This window comes from Pseudoalteromonas sp. MTN2-4 (genome assembly GCF_042848605.1).
Taxonomy (GTDB): Bacteria; Pseudomonadota; Gammaproteobacteria; order Enterobacterales; family Alteromonadaceae; genus Pseudoalteromonas.
Window position 1 is genome coordinate 298,085 of record NZ_BTGK01000004.1, and the last position, 15,519, is coordinate 313,603.

The 15,519-nt window shown below is 39.6% G+C and carries 12 protein-coding genes; 5 read left to right on the forward strand and 7 right to left on the reverse strand.

Annotation, left to right across the window (positions count from 1 at the left end; genetic code table 11):
• Positions 1 to 37 precede the first annotated feature (37 nt).
• A complete protein-coding gene (locus ACGHEH_RS12435) occupies positions 38 to 4,225 on the reverse strand; it encodes a DEAD/DEAH box helicase (protein ID WP_390445815.1) in 4,188 nt (1,395 codons plus the stop codon).
• Positions 4,226 to 4,288: 63 nt separating this feature from the next.
• Positions 4,289 to 4,771: an SsrA-binding protein SmpB gene (smpB, locus tag ACGHEH_RS12440; RefSeq protein ID WP_058029532.1), complete on the reverse strand. Its 483-nt coding sequence runs from the start codon at positions 4,769 to 4,771 to the stop codon at positions 4,289 to 4,291.
• A 140-nt stretch (positions 4,772 to 4,911) separates the two neighbouring features.
• On the opposite strand from smpB, the gene ACGHEH_RS12445 reads away from it, so the two are divergent.
• Together ACGHEH_RS12445 and ACGHEH_RS12450 are read left to right on the forward strand one after the other, a co-directional pair.
• On the forward strand, positions 4,912 to 5,346 hold the full coding sequence (locus ACGHEH_RS12445; RefSeq protein ID WP_138482883.1) for a type II toxin-antitoxin system RatA family toxin: 435 nt from the start codon (positions 4,912 to 4,914) through the stop codon (positions 5,344 to 5,346).
• Positions 5,346 to 5,660: an RnfH family protein gene (locus ACGHEH_RS12450; protein ID WP_390445817.1), complete on the forward strand. Its 315-nt coding sequence runs from the start codon at positions 5,346 to 5,348 to the stop codon at positions 5,658 to 5,660. Before ACGHEH_RS12445 ends, ACGHEH_RS12450 begins: the two co-directional genes overlap by 1 nt.
• 244 nt (positions 5,661 to 5,904) lie before the next feature.
• Here the strand turns inward: ACGHEH_RS12450 and ACGHEH_RS12455 are convergent, their stop codons facing one another.
• Positions 5,905 to 6,264 carry an outer membrane protein assembly factor BamE gene (locus ACGHEH_RS12455; protein WP_390445820.1) on the reverse strand — a complete coding sequence of 120 codons (360 nt, stop codon included), beginning with the start codon at positions 6,262 to 6,264 and terminating at the stop codon, positions 5,905 to 5,907.
• Positions 6,265 to 6,383: 119 nt separating this feature from the next.
• Here ACGHEH_RS12455 and ACGHEH_RS12460 point away from each other — a divergent pair, with 119 nt between their 5' ends.
• Complete coding sequence (locus ACGHEH_RS12460) at positions 6,384 to 6,695, forward strand: GIY-YIG nuclease family protein (protein ID WP_390445822.1); 312 nt, start codon at positions 6,384 to 6,386, stop codon at positions 6,693 to 6,695.
• Here ACGHEH_RS12460 and ACGHEH_RS12465 read toward each other — a convergent pair.
• The 4 genes from ACGHEH_RS12465 to ilvC all read right to left on the reverse strand — a co-directional run bounded on the left by ACGHEH_RS12465 (position 6,623) and on the right by ilvC (position 12,341).
• The gene (locus ACGHEH_RS12465) at positions 6,623 to 7,522 is read right to left on the reverse strand and encodes a M28 family peptidase (protein WP_390445825.1); all 900 of its coding nucleotides are present in this window, start codon (positions 7,520 to 7,522) and stop codon (positions 6,623 to 6,625) included. The genes ACGHEH_RS12460 and ACGHEH_RS12465 overlap by 73 nt on opposite strands.
• Entirely contained in the window at positions 7,479 to 8,654 is a 1,176-nt protein-coding gene (locus ACGHEH_RS12470) for a tetratricopeptide repeat protein (protein WP_390445828.1), read from the reverse strand. Before ACGHEH_RS12470 ends, ACGHEH_RS12465 begins: the two co-directional genes overlap by 44 nt.
• Positions 8,655 to 8,810: 156 nt before the next feature.
• Positions 8,811 to 10,724 (reverse strand): methyl-accepting chemotaxis protein, encoded by a 1,914-nt coding sequence (locus ACGHEH_RS12475; RefSeq protein WP_390445831.1) that lies wholly within the window; start codon positions 10,722 to 10,724, stop codon positions 8,811 to 8,813.
• Between the two features lie 147 nt (positions 10,725 to 10,871).
• The gene (gene ilvC / locus ACGHEH_RS12480; protein ID WP_390445834.1) at positions 10,872 to 12,341 is read right to left on the reverse strand and encodes a ketol-acid reductoisomerase; all 1,470 of its coding nucleotides are present in this window, start codon (positions 12,339 to 12,341) and stop codon (positions 10,872 to 10,874) included.
• Between the two features lie 117 nt (positions 12,342 to 12,458).
• Here ilvC and ilvY point away from each other — a divergent pair, with 117 nt between their 5' ends.
• Positions 12,459 to 13,373 (forward strand): HTH-type transcriptional activator IlvY, encoded by a 915-nt coding sequence (gene ilvY / locus ACGHEH_RS12485; RefSeq protein ID WP_390445835.1) that lies wholly within the window; start codon positions 12,459 to 12,461, stop codon positions 13,371 to 13,373.
• Between the two features lie 261 nt (positions 13,374 to 13,634).
• Positions 13,635 to 15,455, forward strand: a complete 1,821-nt coding sequence (locus tag ACGHEH_RS12490) for a DUF4856 domain-containing protein (RefSeq protein ID WP_390445837.1) — start codon at positions 13,635 to 13,637, stop codon at positions 15,453 to 15,455.
• Positions 15,456 to 15,519 lie beyond the last annotated feature (64 nt).

A 15,519-nucleotide genomic window follows, 5' to 3' on the forward strand; every position in this document is an offset into this window, starting at 1 on the left:
GAAGATGCTTCTTAAACTCTCAATCACCAAATCTTACTTAAAACGTTTCTTTTAACAAACCGAGTAATTCTTGCACACTCAGTGCATCTATTGCATTCCCCTCATCAAGTAACTTATCCGCAAGTTCTTTTTTATGTTCATGTAGGGCGAGGATTTTTTCTTCAATGGTTTGCTCTGCGACTAAGCGATAAACCGTGACAGGCTTTGTCTGTCCAATGCGGTGTGCGCGATCAGAAGCTTGCGCCTCAACCGCGGGGTTCCACCACGGATCAAGATGGATAACATAATCAGCTGCGGTAAGGTTTAATCCTGAGCCACCGGCTTTCAAACTTATTAAGAATATTTCACCTTCACCGCGTTGGAACGCATTAACACTTTGCTTGCGCTGCTCTGCAGGGGTTGCACCATCAATAAAATGAAAAGGTATTTGCTGTGCTTCTAATAGCGCTTTTACCGCTTGCAAGCTACCGATGAACTGGCTGAATATCAGGGCTTTGTGTTTATTTTCTCTAAGTTCACTCAGCAACAGAGCCAGTTGCTTCAACTTTGAACTTTCGATGTCGGCATTTGGTGATACTAAAGTGGGGTTACTACACGCTTGTCTTAGCTTGGTTAGCTCAGCAAAAATCTGCATACGCTGTGTTGCGATACTTTGCTCTTTTTGAATTGCAGCTAGTTTCTCGACGGCATTGACTCTTATTGCTTCATATAAATGTCTTTCTTGCTCATTAAGTGGCACATGAATATCTATATGTGTGCGTGGCGGCAGTTCAGTTAATACCTCAGATTTTAGTCGTCTAAGAATAAAAGGCTTAAGCAGAGTTTTTAAACCAAAGGCGGCTTTTTTGGCCTTTATTGGGTCCTCGTCACTTTGCTCAATAGGTTGAGCGAAACGGCGGTTAAAGGTTTTTAAGTTGCCTAATAAACCGGGGTTTACAAATCTGAATAAGCTCCATAGTTCACTTAAGTTGTTTTCAAGCGGCGTACCTGTGGTGATCATTCTAAACTCGGCCTTTAAAGCGCAAGCAGCTTGTGCTCTTTGCGATAACGGGTTTTTAAGTGCTTGTGCTTCATCGGCAACAACAGTTTGCCAGGTTACGGGTTTAAGTATATCAATATGGCGTTGCAACATGGCGTAGCTGATAATCAAACATTCATTGCCTGTGAGCGCTTCGACAAATTCAGAATTAGGGTTGTCAGCAAAATTAAAAACACTCAAAGTGGGTGTAAATTTCTTTGCTTCTTGTTGCCAATTAAAACAGACCGAAGTGGGTGCAATGATCAACGTTGCTCCCTGTGATGCGCGAGCTTGGATCACAGCTAGCGCTTGTAATGTTTTACCTAAGCCCATGTCATCCGCCAAACATGCGCCTGCACCCCAATGAGCTAACTTCATCGCCCACTGAAAGCCTTCAATTTGGTAGTGGCGTAAATCAGCATTTAAATAAGGCGAAAGCTTGGGTTGCAACTTTTCAGCTTCAAACATACGCTGGGTTTGCTGCTCCCAGCTATGTAAGGTTTTCATGCGCATACCAGACATGGCTTCATTCATCACTTTGCCTGCAAGGGGATGAAACTGTCCATGCTCACTAGCCATATTGATGGTATCGAGTCGAGCTTTTAATTGCTCTGACAAGCACAGTACTTGGGCAGACTCTAGCTTGATAAAGCGACTGCTACTTTGTTCGGCTAATTGCAGTAAATGCTTAACGGCTATGACTTTGTCATCATCTAGCTGAAGCTCGCCTTGCAAATTAAACCATTCATTTTGACGGTACATTGCAAGCTGTAAATGCTGCGTTTGTAGCTCTGGTGATAAAGAAAGAGTTTTACCTTTCGGCCATCTTAGTAATAAAGGTAAGGAAGCCTGCTCTTGTTTGCTTAACTCTTCAAGCTTTAATAACACTTCATACGCATCTTGAGGTACTGAAACTTTTAGCTGGTTATCTGCCATCGCCTGAAAGGCGGGGCAGAGTACATCTAAACGCTCCAGTAACTGCTGTTCAAGCGCTAAGTCTCGAGATGTGGTTAGCCGCTCATGCTTTATTAATGCAGAGATATGCTTTGCGCCGATAGCCGGTTTAAAAGCTGGACCTTCTTCACCTAAGGGCATCACGATACATGTAAACACTAAACCCTCTTGATAGGGTTTTATGTTGATGATGAGCTTATTATTCGCAGTGATTGGTTTGGTGGATGATGCTTGGCTATCTGCTACTGATTTATTGTCTAAACTACTTTGAATATCAATCAAAGGCGCTATGGCTTGCACACTTTGCATCAGCTCTACTTCGGCTGAAATAGGCAGAACAAGCCCTTCTTCGCGGATGATACGAGCCACTTTTAAATGTTCACTTTCATAGATGCTAAAGCCATATTCATCAGGCTGCATTTGATAAAAAGAGAAAACAGGGGCTTCGCGTTCTAATGATTTTGGTAAATGACTGATTGAAACATGGATCTCTTGTTGATGCTTGTCGATGAGCACAGCAGGGGAGTGCTCAGAAATACTGATTGGCATCGTAAAGTCATCGTTGAGATAAATGTTCGGTGCGCCTTTGATTGCCCTGAGGGCTTTAAGACCTGTTAACTGATACTGAGTGTCTGTACCTCGGTAATCTTCATAAGCAAGCTTTTCAATAGCTTGAATGATGGTTTTGTCTTTTGCAGTTAAGCAGTTTAATGAACTTGATGAATCTACTAACCGTTTGGCTGAAATTGGTTTTCCTTTACTCCACCCTTGAGCTGACCTTGTTTGTATTCGTGCGGTGAAATAGGAATGTTCACCTGCAAAGTGAAATTCCCATATTAAACGCTCATCGCTATTTGATTGAGCACTATCGGGTTGAGATAGGTTAGTTAACGCTTTCAGTTGCGATAAGGCTCTATCCCATCTTGGCTTGGCTTTAATGCTTTGGGTAAAATCAATCGCAAGTGGCGTCGGTTCATGACGTAACTGACGAGCAAGATTAGCAAATAGAGTCAGCTCGCATTGCTCAAAATTGCACACGAGCGTATTGATTTGTTCTTTATTTAAACTTGCAGTTTTAACAGTCCAGAGCTGAGCAAAGAGGGTGAGTAAAGCCGCGATATTCTCTGATAATGCCGAATGTTTAACGTTGTTTATCACGTCATGTAAATAAGCAGGTTCAGTCTTCTGAATAGCTTGAGTCAGTTCAATGAATATAGACGCTATGAGTATGTCGAATGAGTCTGAGTGCTTATTATTTTTCTGTTGTTTACACAACTCAACGAGTTTTATCAGCTTACTTGGCTGATTGTCGACACCTTGTGATAGCAGCGAAAACTTTTGGAATAACCCAAACACACCAAATAAGTAGTCTGACTTTTTCCCGTAGAGCTTATTTTTAAGTTTGATTGCTTGTTCGAATTCGTCGGCTGATTCATTGACTTTCCCGCTGAACAAATTAATCGTGGCCAGTATTTGTCTGTAATACACCGACTTAGCTTCGCCAGCTAATAAAGCTTCAGCTTGTTCAAATTTACCTTGGAGCACTAAATGCTCGACATAGAGCAATTTGAGCGGTAAGCATTTGCAATCTTGGAGCACACTTTTTAGCAAACTCAGCGGGTAGCTGAGTGATGCGCCTTTTTGCTTTCTAAACGCTAACCACGTCGCAAATGCTTGATATTGAATGTTTTCAGGAAGTTCTGTAAAAGCCGATTCATTGAACGGCATAAAACAACATTCAAGGAGGACTTGGTTTCGTTTATGGTCGATTACTTGGGGGTTTTTATCTAGACGAAGATGTTTTTCTAGGCTCTTAAACTCTTTGAGATAGAAATAGTCGCGGGCGAGCCTTTGCTCATCTTGGAAGGTTTTCTCCCAATCATATAGCTGTAAAACGGGCACAACGTCTTCAGCGAGCTTTAGAATGGGTAAAAAGCTCCCTTGATGAATACTGAGCTCTGTTAATTTATTTGCTAGAAGCGGGTTGACCTTGTGAACATCGTCTTTTGCACTGAATAGTCCACTTTGGGCTAACATTTCAATATCTTGATTGCTCAACCGTAATAAGCTAGCTGGCCAATCAATTTGAGTTTGGTTACTCAGCTTTCTGCAAAGTTGATTGATATGTCCGCGACTCAACGGTTTATAAACGACGGCTAATACCAGCAACAGCTTTTGTTGTTCAATATTGAGTGTTTCGTATAGTTGAAACAATAGATTTTGTTGCTGTGCAGTATGTTCTGAAATAAGCATGTGGGTTGGCGTCGTTTGAAAAAATAAACCCCAGCATGCTGGGGTTTAGAGTAATTATATTGTTTATCTGGCTTTATGCTTCATTAAGCGCTCTTTATCGCGTGACCAGTCTTTGTCTTTGATATCGGCGCGCTTATCGTGCATCTTCTTACCTTTGGCTAAATGGAACTCCAATTTAACCCAGCACTTTTTCCAATACATTGCAGTTGCAATAAGTGAAAAGCCATCGCGCTCAGTTGCACCAATCAATCTATCTAGTTCACGCTTCTTGAGAAGCAATTTACGATATCGCATTGGGTCACAAATCACGTGAGTTGATGCACTGTTTAATGGTTGGATCTGAGCACCAAGTAAAAATGCTTCGCCGTCTTTAAGATGAATATAAGTATCAGAGATATTTACTTTACCTGCTCGGATACTTTTAACTTCCCAGCCTTGTAGTTCAATACCTGCTTCGAACTTATCGTGTAAAAAATACTCGTGTCGCGCTTTTTTGTTTAGCGCGATGGTATTGCTGTTTGCTTTTGGTGATTTTTTCTTTGCCATAATGGCGTAGTCTACCTACAAATGATCTGATTAAACAGGGCTTTTTTAGCTTTGTTACTTATTTTTACCCACTCATGCTTTGTAAACAAGATAATTATTAAAAAGCTTGCTAAAATCGCGTCAAAGCAAGTGGAGTAGCTATGCCGCAGATTGAAAAAAGTGCGCTGGTGATGTACAGCAGCCAAGAAATGTTTGACCTAGTCAATGATGTAAATGCGTACCCTGCATTTTTACCAAATTGTTCCAACGCAAAAATTATTTCTGAGGATGAGTCTTCAATGACCGCCAGTTTAGAAATATCGAAAGCAGGCCTTAAAAAGTGGTTCACAACAAATAACCGTTTAGCAGGTAACAAAGTTGAGATGAAATTGGTCGACGGCCCTTTCAAATCATTAAATGGTTATTGGGAGTTTACAGCGCTTGATGAGCAAGCATGTAAAGTGTCTTTAAAACTAGAATTTGAATTTGCCAGTAAACTGATTGAAATGGCCTTCGGGAAGGTATTTAACGAAGTCGCCAAGAACATGGTTGTTGCGTTTACACAACGCGCTAAAACCGTATATGGGGTGAGATAATGATCAAGGTTGAAGTTGTTTTTGCATTACCAGACACTGCAACCTCGCTGTCTGTCGATGTGGCTGAAGGGTCGACGGCTGAGCAAGTTGTGTTGCAATCAAGTATTGCTGAGAAGTGCCCTGAAATCGATCTGTCCAACCTGTCACTCGGAATTTGGAACCGAACCGTAAAAAATCACCAGGTAGTGAAAGAAGGAGATAGAATTGAAATCTATCGCCCTTTAATTGCCGATCCTAAAGCGGCAAGAAGGCAAAGAGCTGAAAAAGCGAAAGAAGAAGGTCGTGCCAATAAAATAACGGGTGGTCGAGCGTGATACCAATCCTCAATAATACTTAATCATTTTAAGGGATTAAAGCTGCCGCTAACCACGTTAAAAACTTTTCATTTAGAACAACTAAATAGCAAAATTTCGCCTTGTTATCTACAAGCTTTCCTTGCCTCAAAATAGATCATTTAATTAAGAGGATTGGTATTAATAGCAATCCACAATACTCTTACAGTATCAAAAAAAGGGCTTAAGCCCTTTTTTCATTTATAAAATCAATTTAAAAAATCGATTATTGTTCTAGCGGAATATTAAACTCTTCTGGCTCTTCAAAATCACCACTAATTCTCGCAAGAAGGCCATTCTCAAAATAAACGACTAAAGATTTTCTATGCTCAGATTCACGACCAATATTTAGCGTGTAGCTATAGTGCCAGCTGTCATTTGAAAAAGCATCTTTAGCAACTGGACTACCCAAAACATAAAGCACTTGCTCTTGGGTCATCTGAACGCGTAGTTTATCTACGTCACTTTGTTCTAAAAAGTTGCCTTGTGGAATACTAATTCGATATACCCAACTTGAACAGCCAGACAACATAACAGTCATAACTACTGCACTTAGCCAAACAGTGAGGGATTTTTTTACTAGCATTTAATTTTTGATCCTTATTCTTTTATAGTTTGCATCATACCGATTGCGTACAGAAGGTAAAGTTTCTTGATACACTTTGACGGTATGAAGTTAAAAAAGTTTCTTAATAGGTAAAAAAATTGGCCCAAGATATAAAGGTTTGGTCTGTTTACATTGTCGAAAGTAGGCTGGGGCATTGGTATACAGGGATCACCAACAACGTTGACGCTCGAGTAGAGGCACACAATGCAGGTAAAGGCGCAAAAAACCTAAAAGGCAAAGCGCCCATCAAATTGATTTATAGTAAAGCAGTCGGTGATAAAAGTACTGCTGCTAAATTAGAATGGTATCTTAAAAAGCTAAACAAATTTCAAAAGATTCAATTCGTGGAGTCTAATGGTACTTGCGCTAATGAGACAATAAAGTCACTGATAGACTCAACCACGGTTTGATACTTTTCAAAGTTCATATTGTCTAGTGTATCTTTTTTAGTGTGGTGTTTATCATCCATCCCCATACCAAAGTAGATATATGGTATTTTCTTTAAACTAAAGGCGTAATGATCACTGGCTTTATGCCAGTTGATACGATTGTCATTGAGCTTTTTGTGTAGTCTAAACTGAGACGAAGTAGAAAATACCCTAAATGGATTTTCTTGTTGTTTAAATTGCTCAATGTATTTTTTCGCTTTTTTATCATGAAGTGCGTACAGGGTGTTTCTGTTATTAATGGCTAACATGTCTAAATTAATATTCAAGGCATAACTATTTGTGTCAGTCTCACTTACATAATGCTTGGCACCATAAAGTCCTTTTTCTTCTGCGTCGGTAGCTAAAATTATAACTTCACTAAAACGAGTATGTTCTTTTAAGGCTTCTGCTATTGCCAATAATGCAGCCGTTCCAGTTGCATTATCATTGGCGCCTGCATAGTAGCTATTTTCTCGCCCTCCTAGGTGATCATAGTGGGCGGTGATGATGAGCTTTTTACCACACTGTTTGACAGTGCAGGGTAACGTCGCGATGACATTGTGGCCTAGCTTTTTGCTAAAGAATCCACTTTTAAATTCAAAGCTTTGATAATTAACTTTAATACCTAAACTTTGAAAACGCCCGTATAAGAATTTAGCTGTAATATTGGGAGTCGGGCTGCCAGCTTCTCTTCCTTGATGCTTAGGGCTGGTCAAAACGCTCATATCTTCGTATAAACTTGCCGATGCGCGGGCAGTATTTGTGCTAGCGACTAGCCAAATACTTAAAAGCAGCCAGCTTACCTTCATAACGTCGTTTATCGTGAATGAACTCTGCATTTTTAAGCGCCAGTTTGAGATAACGTTCTGCACGACTAAGATTTCCTTTGTGGTAATAGACTTTAGCTAAGCCAAAATAACTGTGATGAAGGTCATTATCAAGCTTCCTCGCTTCATTAAAAAAGTATAGTGCTTTACTTAGCTCATTTTTGGCGATGGCTTCATTACCTTTAACTATCATATAAAAAGGATTATTTTTTCGCTTGTTTTCTAACTTAGTTTCTATTTCATGCGCTAATTTATCACGGTTAGTTAAACGGTATAATAGTGCGGTATTGCCTAAAGCTGTGTTGTTATTTGGGTCAATAATCAGAGCGTGTTGGTAAGTTTTTTCTGCAAGGTCGTGCATGTTATTTATACGATATAGTATCCCTAGATTTCCCCAAACACCAGAATAAGCAGGATCCAGTTCAATTGCCCCCTTAAAATAACTGTAAGTTAAGTCATACTCGGCTCTGATCATATGCATTGCACCGCGGTTGTTGTAAAACATAGCGGTGATCCTATCTTTACTGATTCTGCTCGTTTTAAATTTCTGCTCTCTACTATTTGGGTCAAAATCTACTGTGACCGAGGTGGGCTCTAAAAAGAATACTTTATTTGCTTTTTCTCTTTGAGGGGCTTTCTTTATAACAAGATTAACGTGACCAGTGAGCAGGCTATAACCTTGACTTTGATCCCAGTACTCTGGGATGTGAACACGTTGAAATTGTGTTGAAAGACCTAGATGTTCAGCAAGGCTATGCGCCAAAATCGAAAGAGAAAGACAATTTGCATTGAGGTTATAGAATGTATCAGATGCGACTAAATTGGCACCACTTTGATAGGCTAATGTGCTGTCACCATTGTCCATTAAAAATTTGAGTAGTTGTCTTGCTTGTCGTATTGGGGATGCTCTGTCATCTATATAGTGATCAAGTTGCGATTTTATGTCTTCACTGAGCGCAAAAATGTCATTTTGAGAAACAATCTTCTTTTGTTCAAATGTTGCTGTATTTAGTAAAGCGTAATTAATAACAGGTGTTTTGGATTGAGTGCTCTGACATCCTGCTAAAGTGATTAACAGCAGCAATGTAAATAGTTTTGATGAAATGTGCTTCATACATAACCCCTTACAGCTAGTTATTATTTAAGCCTAGATGAAGAAATGGGGTTGTCGTATTTTTAATCGTTACAAATTATTATTTGTTATGCTTTATTATATAAAGAAAGAGCAGTTCTAGTGCTGCTCTTTTTATAAAATGTAAATAGTTTTTAATTACTTACTATCGAAACTAACAACTAACCCATCGAGTGTTTTCGCTGACTCGGCAAGAGCTTCAATAGCTTGTGAAATTGCTTGTGTTTCATCAACAACGTTATCGCTAGCAGCGCTGATTTGCTCAATGTTTAATCCAACTTCAGCAACAACATTGCTCTGCTCTTCGGTCGCAGCAGCAATTAGGGTTGTCATATCATTTATCTGGTTTGATGTTTCGCTGACGTCTTTTAGAAGATCCACTGAGTTTTGCATACTCATAACACTATGCTCAGCTTGACTTCTAGACTGCGTGATCTGCGATACAATATTTTCTGCAGCTAGAGTGAGTTCATTAATGGTATTATGGATCTCATCAGTAGATTGAGATGTTCTGCTTGCCAATGCACGCACTTCATCTGCTACCACCGCAAAACCTCGACCGTGTTCACCAGCTCGAGCTGATTCAATCGCAGCATTGAGTGCCAGTAGGTTTGTTTGCTCTGAGATCCCTCTGATCACCTCTACAATGCTTGCAATTGAGCGGGTTCGCTCAACGAGTGAGTTAACTTGTTCTGCCATACTATTAATGTCATCGGCAAGTTGCCCTAATGTGATCTGAGATTGGGCAATTTCTTGTTCACTGTGCTTAACCGTATTTTTACTCGATTCAGTTAATTGTGCAGAGTTATTCGCATTGCCTGCAATCTCTTGCACCGTTGCGCCCATTTCATTAATCGCTGCCGCTACAGATAAGGTCTGAGATTTTTGTTCATTGAGGGCATGGCAAGTTCGATTGCTTTGCTCTGTGAGTTTTAGACTAGTGGCACGAATTTCATGGCTTTCATCTGCTACTTGTTTGATGGCTTGTTCTATCTTGGTAATGAACTGATTAAAGCCATTGCTTAACTCTTGAAGCTCGGGCTGAGTAGATTCTGGCAATCGATAATTTAATTTTGCATCGCCACTGCCTAAGTTGGCAAAAAGTACCGCAATTTTAGAAAGTGGCGCTGCCAATGTACGCGCTAAGAAAAAGCTGATTAAACAGGCAAAAATGGCAATGATACTGGCATACCCTACAATCTGCCATTGTAGACTGCGTATTTCTGTATAAACCTCATGCTCTGGTACTTGTGCTACGACATATAAGTTAGTGCCTTTAATTGGCTGACTTGCAATCACTTGCGCTTCGTTATTTAAAGTAACATTAATCAGGTTAGATGCGTTATTTTGTAACAGAGCGTTGGAGTTTGTACTGCCATACAAGTCTTTCAAGGACTGTGCTTGAGTTGAGCGACTATCAGGGAACAACTTAATTTCGCCAGTATTATCAACTACGAAAACAAACCCAGTTTGCTCAAGTGTGAATTGACTGAGCATGCTCTGCATATCAGTGACACTTTTCGCAAGGCCAGCCAAACCAGTACCATTCAACTGCTGGTGGTTCACGAACATATTCACAGCGCCAGTGGTTTCTCTGAAAATACTGATGGAGTAAGCTTCACCTGATTGCGTGAAGCCATAAAACCAGCCGTCTTCTTGATGGTTCAAAACGCGCAAGAATCCATGTTGATTCCAATACTCAGCAGTTTCACGGTTTGCCCATGACGCGGTTGCTAAGTCAAACTGTTTTGAAATACGTTGTAATTCAGAGACGAGCAGGGTGTCATCCTGTCGGTGGTTTTTAGCATTGGCTAGAATAAATTGATTGCTTGAAAGCAGCTCTGCAGCATCTTTCATTTGCGCAATTTGCTTTTCAATCGATTTGCTTATATTTTCAACTTTGCTTGGCAATTCAGAGTGTAACATGCGTCTTTCGACCATGCCTTTTGCCTGATAGGTAGAGATAGCCCCAATGAGTGTTGCAACGATAATTGCAATTAAGCTTCCAAGGAGTGAGATTTTTACTGTAATGGATAAACTATTCGCTTTCATATTACTTATTTTGATAACGAGTTAAGTAATTATTCTAGCATAGGAATTCTTATCTACTATTGAAGTTTATTTAAAATTGTAAACAAATAGTAAAAAAGCCCAAAACTTTGCAGTTATTGGGCTTGGTTTCTAACAAGCGAAACGTTTCTAAACAATCTTTTTCATTGCTGACATGTAACCGCGTAATGTCTCACCCACTTTTTCTACAGGGTGATTGCGAATTGCGCAATTTACCGAGATTAATGCTTGGTTATCAACAAAGTTATCTGAACTTAATCCTTCACCAATGACATCAGTTTCAATCTCTTTCATAAAATCTTGCAGCAAAGGTAAACATGCATGGTTATATAAATAACAACCGTATTCTGCCGTATCTGAAATAGTACGATTCATTTCGAATAGTTTCTTACGTGCAATTGTGTTTGCAATTAACGGCGTTTCGTGAAGCGACTCATAATATGCTGATTCTTCAATAATGCCTGCGGCTGTCATGGTCTCAAATGCAAGTTCAACACCTGCTTTTACCATAGCAACCATTAAAATACCTTTGTCGAAGAAAGCTTGTTCAGAAATTTCTTCAGCCGTATTTTCTTGCTTTTCGAATGCAGTTTCAGCGGTTTCTGCGCGCCACGAAAGTAGCTTGGCGTCGTCTTCTGCCCAATCGGTCATCATGCCGCTTGAGAATTCGCCGCTGATGATGTCGTCCATATGCTTGTTGTACAGTGGACGCATGATTTGCTTTAGTTCTTCACCTAGCTCAAATGCTTTCACTTTTGCTGGGTTACTTAAGCGGTCCATCATATTGGTGATACCGCCATGTTTTAGTGCTTCTGTAATGATTTCCCAACCGTATTGAATAAGTTTTGACGCATATGCCGCATCAACACCTTTTTCTACCATCTTATCGAAACAAAGTAATGAGCCTGTTTGTAACATACCGCAAAGGATAGTTTGTTCACCCATTAGGTCTGACTTTACCTCGGCAATAAACGATGACTTAAGTACGCCAGCTCTGTGACCACCGGTACCTGCCGCATAGGCTTTTGCTTGCTCAAGACCTTTACCTTCAGGATCATTTTCAGGATGAACGGCGATAAGTGTAGGTACACCAAATCCACGTTTATACTCTTCACGTACTTCAGTGCCCGGACACTTAGGTGCAACCATGATCACTGTGATGTCTTCACGTACCTGCATACCTTCTTCAACAATATTGAAGCCGTGAGAATATGCCAGTGTTGAGCCTTGTTTCATAAGTGGCATAACAGCTTCAACGACACTAGTATGTTGTTTATCTGGGGTAAGGTTAAGTACTAAGTCCGCAGTAGGAATAAGTTCTTCATAAGTGCCAACGGTAAAACCGTTTTCTGATGCATTAACGAATGAAGCACGTTTTTCTTCAATCGCAGAATCGCGTAGGGCATAACTGACATCTAGCCCTGAATCACGCAAGTTTAAACCTTGGTTTAGACCTTGTGCGCCACAACCAATGATAACCAGTTTTTTACCTTCTAGGGCTGCAACGCCGTTTTCAAATTCTTTTGGGTCCATAAACTCGCATTGAGCAAGTTGTGCTAACTGTTCGCGTAAAGGAAGAGTATTAAAATAATTCGCCATGTTAGAGCCTTAAAATAAATAAGTGTTTGTCTAGATACGAGTTTGAGAATAGAGGGTAGTTTAAATTTCGTAAAATGATATATTTGAATTACTGTATTTCAATTTTTGAAATGTAAAATGGACCATAAACAACTTAAGTATTTTTTAGCGCTAGCAGATACCTTACATTTTGGCCGAGCAAGTAACCTTTGCTTTATTAGTGCGCCAACACTGAGCCGACAAATAAAACAATTAGAAGAAGAAGTCGGCGTACCCTTATTTATTAGAGATAACCGCAGTGTGTCATTAACTTCTCAAGGAAAAGCCTTTGTTGACTATGCTAATGCAACGCTAAATCAATGGCGGCTTTTTAAAGGGCAATGTCAGACTGAACAACAGGTTTTATCGGGGGAAGCTGACTTATATTGCTCTGTGACGGCTAGTTATAGTTACATATATAAATTGTTTGCGGCATTTCGTAAAAGATACCCGGATGTAGAGTTGAATCTAAATACTGGCGACCCCGCGCTTTCAATATCGAACGTCCAAGCTGAAAAAGCGGATTTAGCTGTTGCAGTTAAGCCAAGAGAACTACCAGCAGGCCTTGTTTATACAAAACTAGGTGAAGCTAAGTTGCTGATGATAGCGCCGACAATGGAGTGTCCACTCTGTGAAACTATAAATGCAATGCCTATAGCGTCACTAAAGTGGTCAAAGCTCGAATATATTGTACCTGAGCAGGGTGTATTAAAAGAAAGATTAGATGAGTTCTGTGCCGAACAATGCTTTAAGCCGAAAGTCTATGCGCATGTATCAGGTCATGAGGCAATTGTGGCTCTTGTTAGTTTAGGGTTTGGTATCGCTTTAGTACCAGATGTTGTTTTATCTCAAAGCCCTTTTAAGCAGCAAGTGAGAGTATTGCCTATTAATAGCGGTAATACTGATATAGAAATTGGCTTAATAGCTAAATCTACAAGGTTAAAAGATCCTGTTAATTTGGCTATTTGGCAGACTGCTCAGCAAATATTTAATGATAGCATCGAGAATAATTGATAATAGCACAATAAATATAAAGTAATTGATATTGATTCTCATAAAGATTATTAAAATTTATTTTTTGAGTTTTTTGTTATTGTGTTGATTTTTAAGTGGTTAAATTGAACCTTTATCTGGGTTGGTTGTATTTTGCACACTCTTTTTGACAAAAGCACTATTTATGACAGTGTAAATAATATTGATTGTTATTTAGATACGTGTATACTTTGCTGCAATTAAAATTTAATAATATTTAATATTTTTCAAAGGACAATAAGAATGACCCTTCGTAAGTCTCTGTTAGCTACATCTATCCTAGCTGCAACATTAGGTTTAACTGCGTGTGGCGGTTCAAGCAACAAAACAACTACGCCAGATACAACTACGCCAACAAACGCAGCACCAACGAACATCACTCTAACAGCTTCTGAAGCTGGTGTTAAAGAAAACGTATCTGTTGCTCAAGAAGTAGGTACTTTAGCTGCAACTGATGCTGACTCGACCTCTTTCACATTTACAACAGCTGATGAGCGTTTCACAATTGAAGGTACTAAGTTATCTGTTAAAGAAGGCACTGTATTTGATTTTGAAACAGCCGCAACTGTTGAAGTTGAAGTAACGGTTAACGATGGTGAAAAAGATTTCACAAAGAAACTAGAAATCAGCATTGTAGATGAAATGGATTACGATTTCCGTAATGAATCATCTGGTGAGTCGAGTGTGGCTTACTCTGGTCAAGTAGCACGTCACGTTTTATTAAAAGAACTTTCAAATTATATCAAAGGTGATTTCGCAACTGATATAGCAAATAGCGAAGACAAAATTAGTCTTTATTACGATATCTCTTCAGATGATTATGAGAATGTTTGGGGTTCTAGAGAGCTAACGCTGTCTGCATTTGATGGTGCAGTTCAAACTACTCTTACTGAGATTTCAGGTTCTCACAAAAACCTGAAAGGTAAACTAGCTGGTAATGACGCAAAAGGTCAATACAAAGACTGGAATGCTGAAAACGCATTACACGGTTGGTCAGGTATAGAAGCAGCTCAAAATACGCCGACAGGTTTTACAGAGCATTTATTTACACTACTACGTGAAAACGCATTAGAAGTTCAAGCTGGTAAAGCGGTAACAACGCACGGTTTAGAAGTTGGTAAAGTATATGTAACGCCTGAAGGTGTTGACTTACAACAGTTAATAGAAAAATTCTTAAACGGTGCTGTGCTATTTTCACAATCGGCAGATGACTACCTAGACAATGATGGTGGTAAAACAACTAAAGGCCTACTTTCTGATAACCTTGAGTTTGGTGATAAAGCTTACACAGCATTAGAGCACCAATGGGATGAAGGTTATGGTTATTTTGGTGCTGCTCGTAACTACTTAAGCTACTCTGACGATGAATTAGCAAGTAAAGTGAAAGACGACGAAAGTAACGGTCGTTTAGCGTTTAATGGTAAAAACGATACAAATGCTGATGGCAAAATTGATTTACTTGCAGAGTACAACTGGGGTAATTCAACTAACGCGGGTAAACGTGACCGTACCGATGTTACAGATTTAAGCACGCAAGCTTTCACTGCATTTTATAATGGACGCAAGCTTTTAAGCGACAATGCCGGTACTGCGTTAACTGCTGAGCAAATGACTGAACTTGAAGGTTATGCAACTGAAGCACGATTAGTTTGGGAACAAGCAATTGTAGCCACATCAATTCATTATATTAATGATGTATTAAACAACGATGATGGTGATATAGATGACATTGCTTCAGGTGATTACACTCATGAACAATTCTATGCATTTGCTAAGCATTGGTCTGAGATGAAAGGTTTCGCACTAAACATGCAGTTTAACCCGGTATCACCATTCGTTAACGTTGACCGAGATGCAAATACTGGCTCAGTAACTGAACAGTTTACTAAATTGCACCAGTTCATGGCTAATGCACCTGTTATTGAAGGTGCTGATGCTGTTAATGCTTATAAAGATGGCTTGATTGAAGCTCGTAATATTCTTCGTGATGCTTATGAGTGGAAAGATAAAGACGGTAATGTTTTAACTGGTGATGCATTAGAGGCATTAGTTGCTGGTTGGTAATACCTTAACAGTTTTGATTTAGTAGAAAGGTTAGTTCTTTGGAGCTAACCTTTTGTCATATTTA

Excerpts from the sequence above, each read along its gene's own strand:
- ACGHEH_RS12475 (WP_390445831.1), bottom strand. The coding sequence starts at position 10,724 with ATGAAAGCGAATAGTTTATCCATTACAGTAAAAATCTCACTCCTTGGA.
- ACGHEH_RS12470 (WP_390445828.1), bottom strand. The coding sequence starts at position 8,654 with ATGAAGCACATTTCATCAAAACTATTTACATTGCTGCTGTTAATCACT.
- ACGHEH_RS12490 (WP_390445837.1), top strand. The coding sequence starts at position 13,635 with ATGACCCTTCGTAAGTCTCTGTTAGCTACATCTATCCTAGCTGCAACA.
- ilvC (WP_390445834.1), bottom strand. The coding sequence starts at position 12,341 with ATGGCGAATTATTTTAATACTCTTCCTTTACGCGAACAGTTAGCACAA.
- ACGHEH_RS12435 (WP_390445815.1), bottom strand. The coding sequence starts at position 4,225 with ATGCTTATTTCAGAACATACTGCACAGCAACAAAATCTATTGTTTCAA.
- ACGHEH_RS12450 (WP_390445817.1), top strand. The coding sequence starts at position 5,346 with ATGATCAAGGTTGAAGTTGTTTTTGCATTACCAGACACTGCAACCTCG.
- smpB (WP_058029532.1), bottom strand. The coding sequence starts at position 4,771 with ATGGCAAAGAAAAAATCACCAAAAGCAAACAGCAATACCATCGCGCTA.
- ACGHEH_RS12465 (WP_390445825.1), bottom strand. The coding sequence starts at position 7,522 with ATGAAGGTAAGCTGGCTGCTTTTAAGTATTTGGCTAGTCGCTAGCACA.
- ACGHEH_RS12445 (WP_138482883.1), top strand. The coding sequence starts at position 4,912 with ATGCCGCAGATTGAAAAAAGTGCGCTGGTGATGTACAGCAGCCAAGAA.
- ilvY (WP_390445835.1), top strand. The coding sequence starts at position 12,459 with ATGGACCATAAACAACTTAAGTATTTTTTAGCGCTAGCAGATACCTTA.
- ACGHEH_RS12455 (WP_390445820.1), bottom strand. The coding sequence starts at position 6,264 with ATGCTAGTAAAAAAATCCCTCACTGTTTGGCTAAGTGCAGTAGTTATG.